This is a genomic window from Vannielia litorea (assembly GCF_018424695.1).
Classification (GTDB): domain Bacteria; phylum Pseudomonadota; class Alphaproteobacteria; order Rhodobacterales; family Rhodobacteraceae; genus Vannielia; species Vannielia litorea_A.
The window spans coordinates 1-17,640 of sequence record NZ_QTNQ01000084.1 but is presented as its reverse complement, the minus strand read 5'-3'; the positions used below and the strand labels follow the sequence as shown (position 1 = coordinate 17,640).

Here is a 17,640-nt window from a genome sequence, read left to right as displayed (position 1 = left end):
GCCCTATGGTCCCGCCCGGACAGACCAAGGCCGCCCCCGCACCGCCCATGCCCACGGACGTTTCGCTCACCATCCCCGCAGCGCGCCGCCCCCGCGCGGTGCAGGACCGGGATGAACCCTGGCGCCTGGCCTTCCTGCTCTCGGGGTTGATCCCGCTGCTCGGCCTCCTCTGGACGCCGCCGCAGCCCACTGCGCTGTTCTACTCGGCCTATGTCGCCACCTGTTACATCCGCTGGGTGCCGCTGCGGGGCGGCGCGGGCTTCCTGTTCGCCGCGTTGCTCACCGGCGCGCTGATCGAGACCCTGCACTGGATGGGCGACTACTTGCGCTGCGACGCGCACCAGCATCTCTACCATCCCCAGCTTCTGGCCAACCTGACCCTCGCCTTCGGCTTCTACGGCGGCATGGCAACGGCCTGGATCATTCTGTTCCGCCGCTTCAGCTTTTCCACCTCCGAGGCCTTCGTGATCAACGGCATCATGGGGGTGGCCGTCGCCCACCAGGGCGAAATCCTGATGATGGGCATGCGCACCCTGCCGGCGGGGGCGATGGTGTGGCTCTATATCTACGGCCTCTTCGGCTGTATGGTGGCCATCCCCCGGCGACTGTCATCCCCCTGCCGCCGCAAGGTGGCGCGGCGGTGGTGGCACTACCCTTTGGCGCTTGCGGCCTGCACTTCGGGCGCCGTGGGCGGCATGTATGGCTGGGCCTGGTTTGCCGACCTGCAACAGGCCATTCCCGCGGCCCGCCCGATCTGCAACGCCCCGCTCTGGTAACAGCCGCTCACAGCGCGCGGCGGGGCTGTTTCCGATCCGTGCACAATCTATGGCGCTCGCCGATGGGCTGCCTACAAGACATGCCCAATTGAATTTTGGCGGCTTTCGCGGCATCCTTTGCCCATCACAGACCTGTGCAGCCGGAGACACATCCGGCACATCGGACCCTTGAGAGAACGAGGCAAAAGCAGATGAAAAAAGTTTCCACTCTCCTCCTGTGCGCGGCCATGGCCCTGCCCGCCGCCACCGCCCTGCCCACCATGGCCGAGGCAAAGGTGCTGGAACGCGCCTGCAACAAATCCGACAGGGGCGCCTCGCGCGCGCTCTGCTCCTGCATCCAGCGGGTGGCGGATTTCGAGCTCAGCCGCTCCGAACAGCGCAAGGGCGCAAAGTTCTTCCGTGAGCCGCAGCTCGCGCAGGACACCCGGCAATCCGACCGCCCCGACAACGAGGTGTTCTGGAAGAAGTGGAAGAAGTTCGGCGATTCCGCCGCCGCTTCCTGCTCCTGATCAGCGCCCCCGGAGATCGGCGACCAGCGCGTCGCAGGTCTCCGCCACCATCGCCACAACCTTGTCGAACCCGCCCTCGTAGTAAGGGTCGGGAACCTGATCCCGACCGCTCGGGCCGTGGCTGAGAAACAGCGTCACCGGCGTGGTGTTCCCTTCTGGCCGCTGCGCCTCGATATCCGCAAGGTTCTGCCGGTCCATCGCGTAGATCGCGTCGAAGCGGTCAAAATCGGCGGGCACGAACTTCTGCGCCCTCAGCCCGCTCAGGTCATAGCCCGCCGCCTTCGCCGCCGCCTGCATCCGCCGGTCGGGGGGCTCGCCGACATGCCACGCGCCCGTGCCCGCGCCTTCCACCTCCACCTCGAGCCCGGCGGCTCGGGCCTTGGCCTCGAAGATGCCGTGAGCGGTGGGGGAACGGCAGATGTTGCCGAGGCAGACAAAGAGAACGCGATGAGTCATGTTCGGCACGGTAAACCACACTGAGGCCTCATGCGACCCATCACCATCCTCACCGGCGCAGGCATCTCTGCCGAGAGCGGCATCGCCACCTTCCGCGACCCAGGCGGCATCTGGGCGCAATATGACATCGAGGATGTGGCCACGCCCGAGGCTTTCGCCCGCAATCCGGGGCTGGTGCTCGATTTCTACAACATGCGGCGCGAAAAAGTGAGGGCTGCCAAGCCCAACGCGGCCCACAACGCGCTCGGAAAGTTGCAAAAGTCCTATCCCGGCGCGGTTCATATCATCACCCAGAACGTCGACAACCTGCATGAGAAGGGCGGCGCGGAGGTGATCCACATGCACGGCGCGCATCACACCGCGCTCTGTGCCGCCTGTGGCCACCGCTGGCCCGCCCCGCCCACGATGGACCTGCACGATCCCTGCCCCGACTGCCGCCAGCCCGCCACCCGGCCCGATGTGGTGTGGTTCGGCGAGGTGCCCTATCACATGGAGCGCATCGGCGAGATCCTCTCGCAAACCGCCCTCTTCGTCTCCATAGGCACCTCCGGCGCGGTCTACCCTGCCGCAGGTTTCGTGCGCCACGCCCGGCAATCCGGGGCCGAAACGCTGGAACTCAACCTGGAACCCTCCGAAATCACCCCGCTCTTCGACGAGGCCCGCCACGGCCCCGCGACAGAGCTGGTGCCCGCCTGGGTCGAGGAGCTGCTCCGCTAGGCAGCTCTTCGGTCCATTCGGCCCTTATCGCAGCTGCGAAGAATGGCCGAAGGGCCTTGATGAGCTGCCCCCGCCGCGCGAAACTCCGCCCAAGGAGGCCCCCCATGTTTTCAAAAGACCAGCTCGATTTCGAGCCCATCCCCCTGCCCGACCACGCGGACCTCACCGACGCTCAAAGCCTCGCCGCCGCCCGGGCCTTCCTCGCCACGATGGAAACCCGCCACACCGTGCGGGATTTCTCCCCGCGCCCCGTGGCCCGCGAGGTGATCGAGGCCGCCGTTGCCACCGCAGGCCGCGCGCCCTCGGGCGCCAACCACCAGCCCTGGCACTTCGCCGCCATCTCGGGCGCAAAGGCCAAAGCCGCCATCCGCGAAGCGGCGGAGAAGGAGGAAGAGACCTTCTACGCCGGCGGCGGCGGCGATGAATGGCTGAAGGCGCTGGAGCCCATGGGCACCGATGCTGCCAAGCCCCACCTCGAAGTGGCCCCCTGGCTCATCGTCATCTTCGCCCAGCGCTGGGGCGAGTTCGATGATGGCACCCGCTACAAGAACTACTACGTCCCCGAGTCAGTCGGCATCGCCACCGGCTTTCTCATCGCCGCGCTGCACCACGCCGGGCTGGTGGCGCTCACACACACGCCCAACCCGATGAAATTTCTGAATGATCTGCTTGGAAGGCCCGCCTCGGAAAAGCCCGTGATGATCCTCGCCGTGGGCCACCCGGCGGAGGATGCGACGGTGCCGAAAGCGGCCAAGATCAAGAAGCCGCTTTCGGAGATCCTATCCGTGATCGAGGATTGAACGGGCGCTCAATTCCCCATCTTCATGTTGCCATGGTCCATCGGTGCATCCTGGCGGTCATTGTCCACCGGGATCTCCACCACCATCTCGCCCGCCTGCTCGAAGGTGAGCGTTACTGAAATCGTGCCGCCCTGCTCCAGAGGCCCGGTCAGCCCCATTAGCATCACGTGGTCGCCGCCGCGCGCCAGCGCGTGCATGCCGCCTGCGGGCACCTCGAAGCCCTCTTCCACCTCCATCATCCGCATCACGCCCTCGCCCATGTCCTTGTGGGTGTGCAGCTCCACCCGGGCGGCGGCGTCGGAGGCGGCGGCAACCAGCCGGTCATCGGCCTCACCGGTGTTCATGATCTGCATGAAGGCCGCGCCGGACTTGGCGGTGGGGCTGGCGGAGCGGGCGTAGGCGTCCATCACCTTGATGTCTGCGAAAGCGGGAGAGGCCGCCATCAGGGCGGCGAGGGTCAAAGCCTTGAGTTTCATCTGTCTTGTCCTGTCTTGAGATTGATCGCTGTCGAACCCTCAAGCCAACGGCGGCCCCCGCGCCTCGAAAACGATACGCCCCAGCCGCGCCGCCTCGACCCGGGCCGTAAGCGGCACCACGGCCCCCGGCCTGCCCTCGATCACCACCGCCACCGGCGGCGGCACATGGGCCTCCACCAAGGCGGCCAGCCCGTCGGGGCAGAGATGCGGCGCGCTCACCGGGTTGCCCTCGGAATCGACATGCACAACCTGGGTGCCGAACCCGGTGCAGATCACCATCTGCCCCACCGCGGCCCCATGACCGCGGGCCACGGCCAGCGCCTGCCCGGCCAGCAGCAACGCGGCCAGCATCATCGCCGATATGACACGCCTGAACATCATCGCGCGCAGCCTAGCCGCGCCCCGCCCCGCCGCAAGGGGCCAAAATGAAGCAACCCCGCGCGGTGCTGCCACCGGCGGGGTTCACATCCTGCACTCGCAAAGGATCAGGCGGCTTCGGCCTGGGCCTTCTCGATATCCTTCTTGATCTTCAGCGCCTTGCGCGAAAGATCCTCGGCCTTGGCCTTCGCCAGAAAGGCGTCCAGCCCGCCGCGGTGGTCCACCGTGCGCAGAGCGTGGTTCGACACCTTCAGCTTGAAGGGGCGGCCCAGAACGTCGGAGATCAGCGTCACATCCTGCAGGTTGGGCAGAAAGCGACGGCGGGTTTTGTTGTTGGCGTGGCTGACGTTGTTGCCAGTCATCGGGCCCTTGCCGGTCAGTTCGCAGACGCGAGACATGGTTTCATCCTCGTGCTCAAATGAGAGAGGCGCGGCCCTTGCCGGGCGGCGCGCCCCGAATTTCGTTTCGTGCGTTTAGGGGCAAAGCCGGGAGGCGTCAAGCCTCGTCAGGGGGCGTCTGGCCCGGTTTCCCCCGATTCTTTACGCTTTTCCACCGATGGCCCCGGCCCGCCGCGCTCCGGGTCGGCCATCAACGGGGCATCGGGCCGCGCGGTCGGGTGATAGGATTCGCTCGGGTCTTCCATGATCACCCGCGCCCGGCGCGACAAAAAGATCTTGCCCCAGCCCGCAAACCGCCCGATCGAAGGCGCTGTTACATCCTGCGGAAATTCCGCCGCCCAGCCCTCCGGCAGCGGCAGCCCGCAGTCTTCCAGCCGCCCCAGCATCCAGACCAGCGGGATGTTGGCCAGCGGGCGCGCCTTGAGGAACGGGGTGATATGCCCGCCCACATCGCCATGGCTGCCCCTGAACCACAGCTGCTCCAGCCGCTCGCCCGGCCAGCCCGGGCGGCTCTGCCACATCACCGGGGCATAGGCCAGCCGGGTTTCGTCGAGCGCCAGCGCATGAAACCCGTTTTTCACCGCTGCGCCCAGCGTATGGTTGTGAAAGTCATGGTCATCGTTGGTGAACCGCCAGATCAGCGGCAGCCGGATGCCGAGGCTCTTCACCGTATCCCAGCAGCCCAGCGCCTCGATCCGCACGTCGTTGTGGCAATAGGCCAGCCTAAACCGCAACGCCGCCTCGCTCTCACCACCGGTGCGATAATGCCGCCAGGCCTGCTTCACCGCGCGCACCGTGGCATGGTTGCGCTTCAACAGCCCCACCGTGTCGATACAGCCCGCAAGGCTGCGCACCGCGTAGGCCCCGCGCGAATAGCCGATCAGGAAGATCCGGTCACCGGGGCGATAGCGGCTGGCGAGGATGCCATAGGCCCGCCGGATCTGCCGGTTGATGCCCCGCCCGGCAATCACATCCCCGGTCGAAGACCAGTCCCGCCACTGGATGCCCGGCTCGTAATGCACCGAAAGCCGCGCGCCCGGCCCCGACCGGCGCAGCAGCTTGAAGGTGATGCCCGCATTCGTCTCATGCTTGGGCCTGAGCGACGACATCGTGCCATCCAGCACGATCACATGGGCAACAGGCTCCCGCGTGGCCGGGCGCGGCGTGCTCTTTTCACGCCGCCCCGGCCAGAACGAGCCTAGGAACTCACGAAGCGTCACCTTCCGCCTCTTTCAGCAGCGCCCAAACGCGCTGCGGAGTGAAGGGGATCTGGGCGTTGCGCACGCCTTTCTCCCAAAGCGCGTCGATCACCGCGTTGGTCACCGCGGCCATCGCGCCCACGGTGCCGGCCTCGCCGCAGCCCTTCATCCCCAGCGGGTTCTGGATCGAGGGCACCGGATGCGGCGTGAAGCGATAGAACGGCAGGTCGGCCGCCCGCGGCATCGCGTAATCCATGAAGGAGCCGCTGAGCAGCTGGCCATCCTCGTCAAACGCCATGTTCTCCATCAGGATCTGCCCGGCGCCCTGCGCTACGCCCCCGTGCACCTGTCCCTCGGCCAGCGTCGGGTTCACAAGATTGCCGAAATCGTCGACCACCATGTAGTTCAGCAGCTCCACCTCGCCGGTCTCCGGGTCCACCTCGACCTCGCAGTAATGCCCGCCGTTGGGATAGCTGCGCCCGTCCAGCGTGGCCTCGCTCTCATGGCGCAGCAGCTCGGTGCGGCCATTGGCGCGCGCCATGTCGGCGGCATCCAGGAGCGTCGGCTTCTGGTTGGTGCCCGGCGCACCAAAAGCCCCATCCTCGAACTCAACCTCATCCACGCCCAGCTCTTCGGCCACGAAGGGCGCGAAAGCCTCGACCATCACCTTCACCGTGGCGATGGTGGCATTGGTCTGGTTGGTCACCGAACGCGAGCCACCGGTGCCGCCGCCCTTGGCGATGCGGTCGCTATCGCCCTGGATCACGTTGATCTTCTCGATCGGGATGCCGGTGCGCTCGGCGAGGAAGGCGGCGTAAACCGTCTCATGCCCCTGCCCGTTGGACTGGGTGCCCACCATCAGGTCCACCGTGCCATCCTCGTTGAACTCCACCGCCGCGCCCTCGGTCGGGTCGCCCAGGATGGATTCGATGTAATAGGAAAGTCCGCCGCCCCGCAGCTTGCCCGCTTTCGCACTCTTCTCGCGCCGCGCGGCAAAACCATCCAGCTCCGCCTGCGCCTCAAGGTCGCCCAGCACCGCGCCGAAATCGCCCACGTCGTAAAGCTCGCCGCTCACCGTCTTGTAGGGAAACTTGTCATTCGCGATGAAGTTCTTCCGGCGCAGATCCCACGGACTGACCCCAAGCTGCTTGGCCGCCTCGTCCATCATCCGCTCCAGCACGAAAATCGCCTCGGGCCGCCCCGCGCCCCGGTAGGCGTCGGTTTGAGCGGTGTTGGTGAAGATGCCACGGCAGGTCAGGTAGCCCTGGGTGATGTCATAGGTGCCGGGGAAGACGCGACCAAAGAGGAAGCTCTGAATCATCTGCCCGAAGCCCGAGTTGTAGGCCCCCATGTTGCAGACGTTGTCACAGCGGTAGGCGACGATCTTGTGATTCTCGTCAAAGCCCAGCTCGGCATGGCTCACAAGGTCACGCGCGCCGTTGTCGGAGAGCATCGACTCGCCCCGGTCGGCCATCCAGCGCACCGGCTTGCCGAGCACCTTCGCCGCCAGCGCACAGGGCGCATATTCCGGAAACTCGAAGCCCTTGAGGCCAAAGCCGCCGCCCACATCGGGCGTGGTGACGCGCACGTTTTCCTTTTGCAGCCCAAGCTGGCGCGCGAGCGAATCCTTCTGCCCCCACACGCCCTGGCCATTCACCGCCAGGTGGATGCGGGTGCCGTCCCACTCGGCAAAACAGCCGCGCGGCTCCATCGGCACCACGGCCACCCGGTTGTCGACGATGCTCAGCTTAACCCGATGCGCCGCGCCTTCCAGCGCCTCCATCACCGTGGTCTCTTCGCCCATGTCCCAGTCAAACGCCACGTTGTCCTCGGCGCCCTCATGCAGTGGCTCCCCGCCCGGCTCCAGCGCCATGTGCGCCGGCAGATCCTCGAAATCGAACTCCACCAGCTCGGCGGCATCCTTGGCCTGCTCCAGCGTCCCGGCCACCACCATCACCACCGGATCGCCCACATAGCGCACGCGGCCCTCGGCCAGCACCGGGCGCTTCGTCTCCGCCGCGCCCTTGTGGGTCGCGCCATTCAGCTGAAGGTCCACCATGCCATCGGCCCTGAGCTGCGCTGCATCGGCTACGTAGTGCACGCCCTCCGCCGCCCGTGCCTCGTCCAGCCCGATCGAGGTGATCTTGGCATGGGCCACCGGGCTGCGAAAGAAATAGGCAAACAGGCTGCCCTCCGGCGCGATGTCATCCACGTAGCGCCCATGCCCCGTGAGCAGCCGCACGTCTTCGACCCGTTTCACCGATTGGCTTTTTCCGAATGCGTTCATGCGGCTCACTCCCTGTTGGCTGGCAGGTGAGACACTAGCCTTCGTGGCCGCACTGTCCAGAGCGGCTTTTCGTTCACAAACCGTGAGTGCCGCGCGAATAAAACAGCCCGCCCGCGCGTATCCTCTTCCGAGCGACAGGCAATTCCGCCATCGCCGCGACATCCGGCCCGATTGGGCCAAACCCCTTTGCACCAAGGGCACAAAGCCGCCCGCCAGACCCATTCATTCGAAAGACATAGCCATGACATACACCCTCGTTTTCAAACGCTACGCCCCGTTCAAATCCTTCGGCGGCGGCTTCCACGGCGATGGCCGCTCCTCCGCCGACCTCGCCGCCTCCGCCCGCACCTGGGGCTTCGTGCAGTTCAGCCTCAGCGGTGTCACCAAGTGGTTCGCCCGCTCCAGCCCCACCTGGCACACGGTGGCGCCCGGCACCCGCTCCACCCAGACGCCTTCGATCTCGGTGCGCACCGGCTCCAGCGGCGGAAGCGAGCTGACCTTCACCGCCCATACCGCCGGGTCCAACCCGATGGTGCCCGGCGCGCCCGATATCGACACCTATGTCGATATCCGCTTCCGCCCCGGCAATATCGACGGCTGCGTGCGTGGCGATGGCTTTCCCAACTTCGAGGCCTTCCTCGTGCCCGGCGACTACGCGGGTGACACCTGCCCGGCGACCTTCCTCACCCTGTCGCACTGGGCCACGCCCCACGGCCCGCTCGACGGCCCGGCCCGCCGCCTCTTCGGCTCGCACTCCGGCCAGTTCCTCACCGCGTTTCACAAGTCCTTCACCTTCTAAACCACCCGCCGCCCCGCACAGGCCGGGCCCGCAGCGCCACTCGGGCCCGCGCCCCTTTCCCTTACCGAGGCTTTTCGCTATCTCCTCGCCTTGAGCAATCGAAGAGCCGGAGAGCCCACAATGGCGATGGAAAAGACGTTCGACGCAAGCGAAGCCGAAGGCCGCATCTACGCGGCATGGGAGAAGGCAGGCGCCTTCGCCGCCGGTGTCGCCGCGCGCCGCCCCGAAACCTATTCCATCATGATCCCGCCGCCCAACGTCACCGGCTCGCTCCACATGGGCCACGCCTTCAACAACACGCTTCAGGACATCCTGATCCGCTGGCACCGGATGCGCGGCTTCGACACGCTCTGGCAGCCGGGCACCGACCACGCGGGCATCGCCACCCAAATGGTCACCGAGCGCGAGATGGCCGCCAATCAGGAGCCGAGCCGCGTCGAGATGGGCCGCGAGAAGTTCCTTGAGCGTGTCTGGGAGCAAAAGGTCAAATCACGCGGCACCATCATCGGCCAGCTCAAACGCCTTGGGGCAAGCTGCGACTGGTCCCGCGAGGCCTTCACCATGGGCGGCGCAGCGGGCGATCCCGATGCCGGGAGCGGCCCCAATTTCCACGACGCCGTCATCAAGGTCTTCGTGGATATGTACGAAAAGGGCCTGATCTATCGCGGCAAGCGCCTCGTCAACTGGGACCCGCATTTCGAAACCGCCATCTCCGATCTCGAGGTCGAAAACCTCGAAGTCGCCGGCCACATGTGGCACTTCAAGTATCCCCTCGCGGACGGCGAAACCTACGAGTACGTCGAGAAGGACGAAGACGGCAACGTCACCCTGCGCGAAACCCGCGATTACATCTCCATCGCCACGACCCGCCCCGAAACCATGCTTGGCGACGGCGCGGTGGCCGTTCACCCATCGGATGAGCGTTACGCCCCAATCGTCGGAAAACTCTGTGAAATCCCGGTTGGCCCCAAAGAGCACCGCCGCCTGATCCCGATCATCACCGACGAATACCCGGACCCGACCTTCGGCTCCGGCGCGGTCAAGATCACCGGCGCGCACGACTTCAACGACTATGGCGTCGCCACCCGCAACGGCATCCCGCTCTACCGCCTGATGGACACCCGCGCGACCATGCGCGACGACGGCGAGCCCTACGCCGTTGCCGCCGCCCGCGCCCAGCAAATCGCCAACGGCGCGAGTTTCACCGAGGCAGAAGTCGACACCCTCAACCTCGTCCCGGACGACCTGCGCGGGCTGGACCGTTTCGAAGCCCGCAAGCGCGTCGTCCAGCAGATCACCGACGAAGGCCTCGCGGTGATGCTTCCGGCCGAAGAGGGCTCCGAAGAGGCCGATGAGGCCCCCCGCCCCCACGTCGAGAACAAACCCATCATGCAACCCTTCGGCGACCGCTCGAAGGTCGTCATCGAGCCCATGCTCACCGACCAGTGGTTCGTCGACGCCGAAAAGATCGTCGGCCCCGCCCTCGACGCCGTCCGCAACGGCGAGGTGAAAATCCTCCCCGAATCCGGCGAGAAAACCTACTACCACTGGCTCGACAACATCGAACCCTGGTGCATCTCCCGCCAGCTCTGGTGGGGCCACCAGATTCCGGTCTGGTATGGCCTCGATCTCTCCGCCCCCGACTTCAAGGACGACGAGAACGATGGCGCGCTCGACCATGTCGAGCTGGCCCGCTTGCTGGGCGAAGGCATGGTCTATGCCGGCCTGGTCCACCATTGCGCCGCCGACATCGCCACCGTCACCCACAAGTTCAAGAACGAGCTGGCCGACACGCCCACCCCGATCAACCACGCCCGTATCGTCGAGGTCGAAAACCGCGCCGAGGCGATCGACAGGCTGGCCGCCTCCCTGGCCGAGTACAACGTCACCCAAGACCCCACCCAGCTGGTCTACCCCATCTGGCGTGACCCCGACGTGCTCGACACCTGGTTCTCCTCCGGCCTCTGGCCCATCGGCACCCTCGGCTGGCCCGAGCAGACCCCGGAACTGGCCAAGTATTTCCCCACTTCCACCCTCGTCACAGGCCAAGACATCCTCTTCTTCTGGGTCGCCCGGATGATGATGATGCAGCTCGCGGTCGTCGGTGAAGTCCCCTTCACCGAGGTCTACCTCCACGGGCTGGTGCGCGACGCCAAGGGCAAGAAGATGTCCAAGTCGGTCGGCAACGTCATCGACCCGCTGGAGATCATCGACGAATATGGCGCCGACGCGCTCCGCTTTTCCTCCGCCGCCATGGCCGCCCTCGGCGGGGTGCTCAAGCTCGATACCCAGCGCATCGCCGGCTACCGCAACTTCGGCACCAAACTCTGGAACGCCGCCCGCTTCGCCGAGATGAACGGCGTGTTCGAAGCCTATAACACCGCCTTTTCTGACGACCTTCCGCCCTACACGTTAGGAAGTAACACCAGTGTAAATACCACCGCGAACACATGGATTATTGGCGAAACCAAAAAGACGCTGATCGAAGTAAACGAAGCGCTTGATAACTATCGTTTCAATGAAGCCGCCCAGGCCCTTTACGCGTTCGTTTGGGGCAAAGTTTGCGATTGGTACATCGAATTCTCCAAGCCTTTGTTCGATAGCGAGCATTCCGGCATCGTCGAGGAGACCCGCCAGACTATGGGCTGGGTTCTCGATCAGTGCCTCAAAATGCTCCATCCAATTATGCCCTTCATAACGGAGGAAATCTGGAGCGCTATGGGCCCGCGTGCATCTATGCTGATTGTCAGTTCATGGCCAGAGCTTGAATCGGTTAACGTCGACGAAAGTGCCGACACCGAGATGAACTGGGTGATCTCCCTGATCGAGGCCATCCGCTCCGCCCGCGCGCAAATGCACGTCCCCGCCGGGTTGCATGTCCCGCTGATCCAGGTGTCGCTGACGCCGCAGGGCGAGGCCGCCTACGCCAATAACGAGGCCCTCATCAAGCGCCTCGCCCGCGTCGAAAGCCTCACCAAGGCCGATGCCATGCCCAAGGGCGCCATCACCGTGGCCGTTTCGGGGGGCACCTTCGGCCTGCCGGTCGCCGACCTCATTGATATCGAAGAGGAAAAGGCCCGGCTGGAGAAGACCCTCGGCAAGCTCGGCAAAGAGATCGGCGGGCTGCAGGGGCGCCTGAAGAACCCCAAGTTCGCCGAAAACGCGCCGCCCGAAGTAGTGGAAGAGGCGCAGGCCAACCTCGCCGAACGGCAGGAGGAAGAGGCAAAACTCAAGGAGGCCCTCGCGCGGCTGTCCGAAATCGGATGACCTGTGGGGTGGGCAATCTGCCCACCTTCCCTCACACCTCTTTCATCCGCCACGCCAAGCCCGCGCCCGCCAGCGCGACGCCCGCAAACACGCCCAGCACCACCCCCGGCCCCGTCATCGAGGCCAGCACGCCGAAGGCACCGCCGCCGAGCAACGCCACGCCCACCGTGGTGTTGGCCACCGCCGTATAGCTCGCCCGCTTCTCCTCCGGCGCGAGGTTCACCAGGTAGGTCGAGCGCCCCACGCGCACCCCGCGATAGCTCACCATCAGGCCGAACAGCACCGCAGGCGCGGCCCAGGCCGCGCCCATCACGCCCTGAAGCAGCACCGCCGCCGCCAGAAAGCCCGCGGCCACCGCGCCCGAAATCGCCAGCACCAACCGGCTCGACCTGTCCGAAAGCCGCCCCCAGACCCAGCCAGAGACCAGCCCCGCCAGCGCCGACGCCGCCAGCATCGCGCCCAGCGCGCCCCAGCGGTCATCCCCCGCCTGCCCGGCCAGCATCACCAGATAGGGCGGCGCCAGCGCGGTGGGCAAAAGCAGCACGCGGGCCAGCACAAAACGGCGCAGATCGGCGTCTTCCCGCAGCAGCGCCAACTGCCCCAACCCGGTCGCCTCGCCCTCGGCATCGCCGGGACGGTCTTCCTCCCGAATTGTCGCAAAAATGCAAGCCGCCCCCAGCCAGGCGGCCCCGGCCAGCGCAATAGCACCGGCGACAAGTTGAAATCTTTCAAGCAATCCAAACATCAGGACGCCCGCAAACAGCAGCACCCCCGCCGAGGCCACCGAGGCCGCAAAGCCCGTCACCGTGCCCCGGCGCGGCTTGTCCACCGTCTTGCCCAGCACGTCCTTGTAACTCACCGAACAGACGGAGCGCGCCACCGCCAGCACGGCCAATGCCGCCACGATCACGAGGCCTGCCGCCCAGCCTTCCAGCATCAACGCCGCGCCGAGGATCACCAGCGCCGAAAGCCCCTGCCCCGCCGCGCCAGCGGCCCAGGCCCACTTGCGCCGCCCCATCGCCCGGATACGCCCGGCGGTGAAAAGCTGCGGCACCAGCGCCCCGGCCTCGCGCACCGGCACCAAAAGCCCGGTCAGAAAGGCCGGTGCGCCCAGCGCACCCATCAACCACGACAGAACCAGCTTCGGGTCAATCAACCCGTCCGCCAGCTTCGACAAGGAAAGCGAGGCCCCATGCCTCAGGAAGTTCCCCGGCTCGGCCTCCCGCGCCTTATCGGTGATATCCTGCGCCTTTGCACGGCTCTCGTCGGTCAGCGCGTCAAACGCCCGGTCAGCAAGTGTCATGCAACATATACGCCCAAGGCGCGCGCCGGTTCATTTTCTTGCTCAAAATACTCAATCCCGCACCCGCCAAGCGTGCCACGGTTGACACCGCGCGCCCGGCCCGCCAAAGAGCCTCCACGACATAACCCGCAACCGGGCGTTCCGTGGGCGCCAAACCGACGAGGAGAGCCGATATGGCCCAGATCTCTCTCACCTTCCCCGATGGCAATGCACGCGACTACGAGGCCGGGATCACCCCCGCCGAGGTGGCCGCCTCCATCTCCAAGTCCCTCGCCAAATCCGCCATCTCCGCCATGGTCGACGGCAAGCACCACGATCTCGCCTGGCCGATCGAGGCCGACGCGCAGATCGCCATCAACACCATGAAGGACGATGCCCCCGCGCTGGAGCTGATCCGCCACGACTTCGCCCACGTCATGGCCCGCGCGGTGCAGGAGCTCTGGCCGGATACCAAGGTCACCATCGGTCCGGTCATCGAGAACGGCTGGTATTACGACTTCGACCGCGAAGAGCCCTTCACTCCCGAAGATCTCGGCGAGATCGAGAAGAAGATGAAGGAAATCATCAACAAGCGCGATGCCGTGCGCACCGAGGTCTGGTCGCGCGCCGATGCCATCGCGCATTATGAAAAGACGGGCGAGCACTACAAGGTCGAGTTGGTCAACATGATCCCCGACGACGGCCAGCCGATCCGGATGTACTGGCACGGCGACTGGCAGGATCTCTGCCGCGGCCCCCACCTGCAACACACCGGCCAGCTTCCGGCGGATGCCTTCAAGCTGATGTCCGTCGCCGGGGCCTACTGGCGCGGTGACTCGAGCCGCCAGATGCTCCAGCGCATCTACGGCGTCGCCTTCAAGAACCGCGAAGACCTGAAGGCCCACCTCACCTTCCTCGAAGAGGCCGAGCGGCGCGACCACCGCCGCCTGGGCCGCGAGATGGACCTGTTCCACATGCAGGAAGAGGCCCCCGGTCAGGTCTTCTGGCACCCCAACGGCTGGACGATCTACACCGCCCTGCAAGACTACATGCGCCGCAAGCAGCGCGCCGGCGGCTACCGCGAGATCAACACACCCCAGGTGGTCGACCGCAAGCTCTGGGAGGCTTCGGGCCACTGGGAGAAATACCAGCACCACATGTTCATCGTGGAGGTGGACGAAAGCCGCGACGGCGAGAATGACGATGCGACCAAGGCCAAGGACAAGGCCCAGACCCGCATCAACGCGCTGAAGCCGATGAACTGCCCCTGCCACGTGCAGGTCTACAACCAGGGCCTCAAGTCCTACCGCGACCTGCCCCTTCGGCTGGCCGAATTCGGCTCCTGCGCCCGTTACGAGCCCTCCGGCGCGCTGCACGGCATCATGCGCGTGCGCGGCTTCACGCAGGATGACGCGCATATCTTTTGCACCGAAGAGCAGATCCAGGAAGAATGCGCCCGCTTCATCGACTTCCTCGCCAACATCTATGACGAGCTCGGCTTCCCCGAATTCGAAATCAAGTTCGCCACCCGCCCCGAAAAGCGCGTGGGCAGCGAGGAAAGCTGGGACTACGTCGAAGGCGCGCTGGAAAACGCCATCAAGGCGGTGGGGCGCGACTACACGCTCGAGCCGGGCGACGGCGCTTTCTACGGCCCCAAGCTCGATTTCTACCTGACCGACGCCATCGGCCGGGTCTGGCAATGCGGCACTTTCCAGGTCGATCCCAACCTGCCCGAGCGGCTCGGCGCCTCCTACATCGGCGCGGACGGCGAGAAGCACCGCCCCTTCATGCTGCACCGCGCCACGCTGGGCAGCTTCGAGCGCTTCGTCGGCATCCTGATCGAGAACTGGGAAGGCAAGCTGCCGTTCTGGCTTGCGCCCCGTCAGGTGGTGGTCGCCTCCATCACCTCCGAGGCCGATGGCTACGTCAACGAGGTGGTGGCCGCGCTTCAGGCCAAGGGCATCCGCGCCGAGGCCGACACCCGCAACGAGAAGATCAACTACAAGGTCCGCGAACACTCGGTCGGCAAGGTGCCGGTCATCCTCGCCTGCGGGGGCCGCGAGGTGGAAGAGCGCACCGTCTCCGTCCGCCGCCTGGGCGAAAAGCAGACGGCCGTGAAATCCCTCGACGAGATCGTGGCAAGCCTCGCCGCCGAGGCCACGCCACCCGATCTGCGTTGATAGGGCTGTAACAATCGTCCCTTGGGCGTGAGCGCCGCGCGGAGAGCATCCGCGCGGCGCACTCATTTTGTAACCATATGTCGCCGCCTCACGGCTTCGTGGGGCCAAATGTTACAAAACGCCTCCCCGTGCTCACGGGCAAAACCCCAGAAAATCAGTGGTTTGCAAAGTTTCCTCGCTTTCGCTGCACCGCAAAAAATCCGTCCCTGCATAACGCCCCCGTGTGTTCACAGGCCTGTCAATGGCGCGTGATCCCCCCCGCCGACTAGCTTTTTGACATCCCCGGATGGATGACCCGGGGCCCAAGAATGAACTTGGAAAATTCAACCAACCCAAGGGGATACCCATGTCCAAAACCGTCAAGACTCTCGCCGTCGCTGCTTCCGTGGCCGCCGCCATGTCCGCCGCGCACACCGCCTCCGCCCAGGAGCAGGAAAAGTGCTACGGCGTCTCCATGGCCGGTGAAAACGACTGCGCCGCCGGTCCCGGCACCACCTGCAAGGGCACCTCGAGCGTCGACTACCAGGGCAACGCCTGGACCCTCGTGCCCGCCGGCACCTGCGCCGACATCGAGCTGCCCGCCATGGGCGACGAGCCCCGCATGGGCTCCCTCGAGCCGCTCGAGCGCGACCTGCCCAAGTCGTAAACCCTTCGCGCCTGGCCCCCGCACGGGGCCGGGCGCACTATATTCCAGAACGACAGGAGCGCGCCATGCCCTCCCCCGATTTCAGCCTCCCCGCCGGTGTCGGCGTTGGCTACAAGGCCCAGCATTTCAATGACCTGGTAAATGCGCCCGGCTGCGTGAGCTGGCTCGAAGTTCACGCCGAGAATTACATGGGCGATGGCGGCCGCCCGCTGGCCCAGCTCCGCCACCTTTCCGAGCGCTTCCCCTTTTCGGTCCACGGTGTCGGCCTCTCCATCGGCGGCGAAGCCCCGCTGGATGCCGATCACCTTGCCCGCCTCAAGCACCTCTGCACCTGGCTCCAGCCCGCGAGCTTTTCCGAACATCTCGCCTGGTCCACCCATGAGGGCGCCTTCCTGAACGACCTGCTGCCGCTGCCTTATACCGAGGCCACGCTCACCCGCGTCTGCGCCCATATCGACCAGCTGCAAGAGGCGATAGGGCGCAAGATGATGCTCGAGAACCCCTCCACCTACCTCGCCTTCGCCGAAAGCGAGATGGAAGAAACCGACTTTCTGGCCGAGATCGCCCGCCGAACCGGCTGCGGATTACTGTTGGATGTCAATAACGTATACGTCGCCTGCACCAATCAGCAGCGCGATCCGCTTGACTATATCGAACATTTCCCGCTTTCCGCCGTCCACGAGATCCACCTTGGCGGCCATGACGAGCAGAGCGACGAACACGGCGACCGTCTGTTGATCGACAGCCATGATGCCGAGGTGGTCGATCCGGTCTGGCAGCTCTACCGAGAAACCATCCGCCGCGCCGGCCGCCGCCCCACGCTGATCGAATGGGATGCCGACATCCCCGAGTATCCCGTGCTGGAGGCCGAGGCCGCCCGCGCCGCCGCGATCATGGAGCCGGTCGCCGCATGAGCCAGTCCGCCTTCCACACCGCCCTCCTCGCCCCCGACGCGCCGGTGCCCGACGGGCTGGTGGACCCGAAAGGCCGCCCGGCGGGCAAGCGCTTCGACGTCTATCGCAACAACGTGGTCGTCTCCCTCTCCGAAGCGCTGGCCGAGGCCTTTCCGGTGGTGCAAAAGCTGGTCGGCGAAGAGTTCTTCACCGCCATGGCCGGGCATTACGTGCGCACCGAGCCGCCGCGCGATCCGCGCATCGCGACCTGGGGCGCCAGCTTCCCCGCCTTCCTCGAAGGCTTCCCCCCGGTGGCCCATATCGCCTACCTGCCCGACATCGCCCGGCTGGAGCAGGCCCTGCGCGAAAGCTACCACGCCGCCGACAGCACCCCCGCTGATCCGGCGCAGATCACCCCGCAAAGCGGCCTTTCGCTGGCCCCCGCCCTGCGCGCCGTCGCCTCCCGCTATCCCATTCATGCCATCTGGGCCTACGCCCGCGGCGAAGGCCCCAAGCCCGAAGCGCAGGCCCAATCCGTGCTCATCACCCGCCCGGGCTACGACCCGCACCTCACCCC

17 protein-coding genes are annotated in these 17,640 nt (G+C 65.9%); 10 read left to right on the top strand and 7 right to left on the bottom strand.

Translation table 11 applies throughout. The features are described 5' to 3' along the window. Both DYI42_RS19925 and DYI42_RS19920 read left to right on the top strand, forming a co-directional pair. Positions 1-776 (top strand): hypothetical protein (locus tag DYI42_RS19925; protein WP_213548357.1); only part of this gene is annotated, 776 nt, incomplete at its 5' end. Positions 777-967: 191 nt separating this feature from the next. Beyond that, entirely contained in the window at positions 968-1,285 is a 318-nt protein-coding gene (locus tag DYI42_RS19920; protein WP_244868042.1) for a hypothetical protein, read from the top strand. On the opposite strand, the gene DYI42_RS19915 is transcribed toward DYI42_RS19920, so the two are convergent. Further along, complete coding sequence (locus DYI42_RS19915; RefSeq protein WP_213548354.1) at positions 1,286-1,741, bottom strand: low molecular weight protein-tyrosine-phosphatase; 456 nt, start codon at positions 1,739-1,741, stop codon at positions 1,286-1,288. Between the two features lie 30 nt (positions 1,742-1,771). On the opposite strand from DYI42_RS19915, the gene DYI42_RS19910 reads away from it, so the two are divergent. Both DYI42_RS19910 and DYI42_RS19905 read left to right on the top strand, forming a co-directional pair. Beyond that, a complete protein-coding gene (locus DYI42_RS19910; protein ID WP_213548352.1) occupies positions 1,772-2,458 on the top strand; it encodes an NAD-dependent deacylase in 687 nt (228 codons plus the stop codon). Between the two features lie 104 nt (positions 2,459-2,562). Next, positions 2,563-3,258 carry a nitroreductase family protein gene (locus tag DYI42_RS19905; protein WP_213548351.1) on the top strand — a complete coding sequence of 232 codons (696 nt, stop codon included), beginning with the start codon at positions 2,563-2,565 and terminating at the stop codon, positions 3,256-3,258. A gap of 8 nt (positions 3,259-3,266) precedes the next feature. Here the strand turns inward: DYI42_RS19905 and DYI42_RS19900 are convergent, their stop codons facing one another. From DYI42_RS19900 to DYI42_RS19880, 5 genes are all read right to left on the bottom strand, one after another. Then, positions 3,267-3,734: a copper chaperone PCu(A)C gene (locus DYI42_RS19900; protein ID WP_213548349.1), complete on the bottom strand. Its 468-nt coding sequence runs from the start codon at positions 3,732-3,734 to the stop codon at positions 3,267-3,269. A 39-nt stretch (positions 3,735-3,773) separates the two neighbouring features. Continuing rightward, entirely contained in the window at positions 3,774-4,115 is a 342-nt protein-coding gene (locus tag DYI42_RS19895) for a hypothetical protein (protein ID WP_213548347.1), read from the bottom strand. A gap of 104 nt (positions 4,116-4,219) precedes the next feature. Then, a complete protein-coding gene (gene rpmB / locus DYI42_RS19890) occupies positions 4,220-4,510 on the bottom strand; it encodes a 50S ribosomal protein L28 (RefSeq protein ID WP_213548345.1) in 291 nt (96 codons plus the stop codon). Positions 4,511-4,617: 107 nt separating this feature from the next. After that, the gene (locus DYI42_RS19885) at positions 4,618-5,730 is read right to left on the bottom strand and encodes a DUF2235 domain-containing protein (protein ID WP_213548343.1); all 1,113 of its coding nucleotides are present in this window, start codon (positions 5,728-5,730) and stop codon (positions 4,618-4,620) included. Continuing rightward, positions 5,717-7,996, bottom strand: a complete 2,280-nt coding sequence (locus DYI42_RS19880) for a xanthine dehydrogenase family protein molybdopterin-binding subunit (RefSeq protein WP_213548342.1) — start codon at positions 7,994-7,996, stop codon at positions 5,717-5,719. The genes DYI42_RS19885 and DYI42_RS19880 overlap by 14 nt, the downstream gene beginning before the upstream one ends. Before the next feature lie 241 nt (positions 7,997-8,237). On the opposite strand from DYI42_RS19880, the gene DYI42_RS19875 reads away from it, so the two are divergent. After that, positions 8,238-8,795, top strand: a complete 558-nt coding sequence (locus DYI42_RS19875) for a hypothetical protein (RefSeq protein ID WP_213548341.1) — start codon at positions 8,238-8,240, stop codon at positions 8,793-8,795. 120 nt (positions 8,796-8,915) lie between these two features. Then, a complete protein-coding gene (locus DYI42_RS19870; protein ID WP_213548340.1) occupies positions 8,916-12,062 on the top strand; it encodes a valine--tRNA ligase in 3,147 nt (1,048 codons plus the stop codon). A gap of 31 nt (positions 12,063-12,093) precedes the next feature. Here DYI42_RS19870 and DYI42_RS19865 read toward each other — a convergent pair whose 3' ends face one another. Continuing rightward, the gene (locus DYI42_RS19865) at positions 12,094-13,365 is read right to left on the bottom strand and encodes an MFS transporter (RefSeq protein WP_213548339.1); all 1,272 of its coding nucleotides are present in this window, start codon (positions 13,363-13,365) and stop codon (positions 12,094-12,096) included. 173 nt (positions 13,366-13,538) lie between these two features. On the opposite strand from DYI42_RS19865, the gene thrS reads away from it, so the two are divergent. From thrS to DYI42_RS19845, 4 genes are all read left to right on the top strand, one after another. After that, on the top strand, positions 13,539-15,524 hold the full coding sequence (gene thrS / locus DYI42_RS19860) for a threonine--tRNA ligase (RefSeq protein WP_213548338.1): 1,986 nt from the start codon (positions 13,539-13,541) through the stop codon (positions 15,522-15,524). 346 nt (positions 15,525-15,870) lie between these two features. Then, positions 15,871-16,170: a BufA1 family periplasmic bufferin-type metallophore gene (locus tag DYI42_RS19855; RefSeq protein ID WP_213548336.1), complete on the top strand. Its 300-nt coding sequence runs from the start codon at positions 15,871-15,873 to the stop codon at positions 16,168-16,170. Positions 16,171-16,235: 65 nt separating this feature from the next. Beyond that, positions 16,236-17,084: an MNIO family bufferin maturase gene (gene bufB / locus DYI42_RS19850; protein ID WP_213548334.1), complete on the top strand. Its 849-nt coding sequence runs from the start codon at positions 16,236-16,238 to the stop codon at positions 17,082-17,084. After that, positions 17,081-17,640 (top strand): HvfC/BufC N-terminal domain-containing protein (locus DYI42_RS19845; RefSeq protein WP_213548332.1); only part of this gene is annotated, 560 nt, incomplete at its 3' end. The genes bufB and DYI42_RS19845, both read left to right, overlap by 4 nt.

Excerpts from the sequence above, each read along its gene's own strand:
- DYI42_RS19905 (WP_213548351.1), top strand. The coding sequence starts at position 2,563 with ATGTTTTCAAAAGACCAGCTCGATTTCGAGCCCATCCCCCTGCCCGAC.
- DYI42_RS19880 (WP_213548342.1), bottom strand. The coding sequence starts at position 7,996 with ATGAACGCATTCGGAAAAAGCCAATCGGTGAAACGGGTCGAAGACGTG.
- DYI42_RS19920 (WP_244868042.1), top strand. The coding sequence starts at position 968 with ATGAAAAAAGTTTCCACTCTCCTCCTGTGCGCGGCCATGGCCCTGCCC.
- DYI42_RS19865 (WP_213548339.1), bottom strand. The coding sequence starts at position 13,365 with ATGACACTTGCTGACCGGGCGTTTGACGCGCTGACCGACGAGAGCCGT.
- bufB (WP_213548334.1), top strand. The coding sequence starts at position 16,236 with ATGCCCTCCCCCGATTTCAGCCTCCCCGCCGGTGTCGGCGTTGGCTAC.
- DYI42_RS19915 (WP_213548354.1), bottom strand. The coding sequence starts at position 1,741 with ATGACTCATCGCGTTCTCTTTGTCTGCCTCGGCAACATCTGCCGTTCC.
- rpmB (WP_213548345.1), bottom strand. The coding sequence starts at position 4,510 with ATGTCTCGCGTCTGCGAACTGACCGGCAAGGGCCCGATGACTGGCAAC.
- DYI42_RS19875 (WP_213548341.1), top strand. The coding sequence starts at position 8,238 with ATGACATACACCCTCGTTTTCAAACGCTACGCCCCGTTCAAATCCTTC.
- DYI42_RS19870 (WP_213548340.1), top strand. The coding sequence starts at position 8,916 with ATGGCGATGGAAAAGACGTTCGACGCAAGCGAAGCCGAAGGCCGCATC.
- DYI42_RS19900 (WP_213548349.1), bottom strand. The coding sequence starts at position 3,734 with ATGAAACTCAAGGCTTTGACCCTCGCCGCCCTGATGGCGGCCTCTCCC.
- DYI42_RS19895 (WP_213548347.1), bottom strand. The coding sequence starts at position 4,115 with ATGATGTTCAGGCGTGTCATATCGGCGATGATGCTGGCCGCGTTGCTG.
- DYI42_RS19910 (WP_213548352.1), top strand. The coding sequence starts at position 1,772 with ATGCGACCCATCACCATCCTCACCGGCGCAGGCATCTCTGCCGAGAGC.
- thrS (WP_213548338.1), top strand. The coding sequence starts at position 13,539 with ATGGCCCAGATCTCTCTCACCTTCCCCGATGGCAATGCACGCGACTAC.
- DYI42_RS19855 (WP_213548336.1), top strand. The coding sequence starts at position 15,871 with ATGTCCAAAACCGTCAAGACTCTCGCCGTCGCTGCTTCCGTGGCCGCC.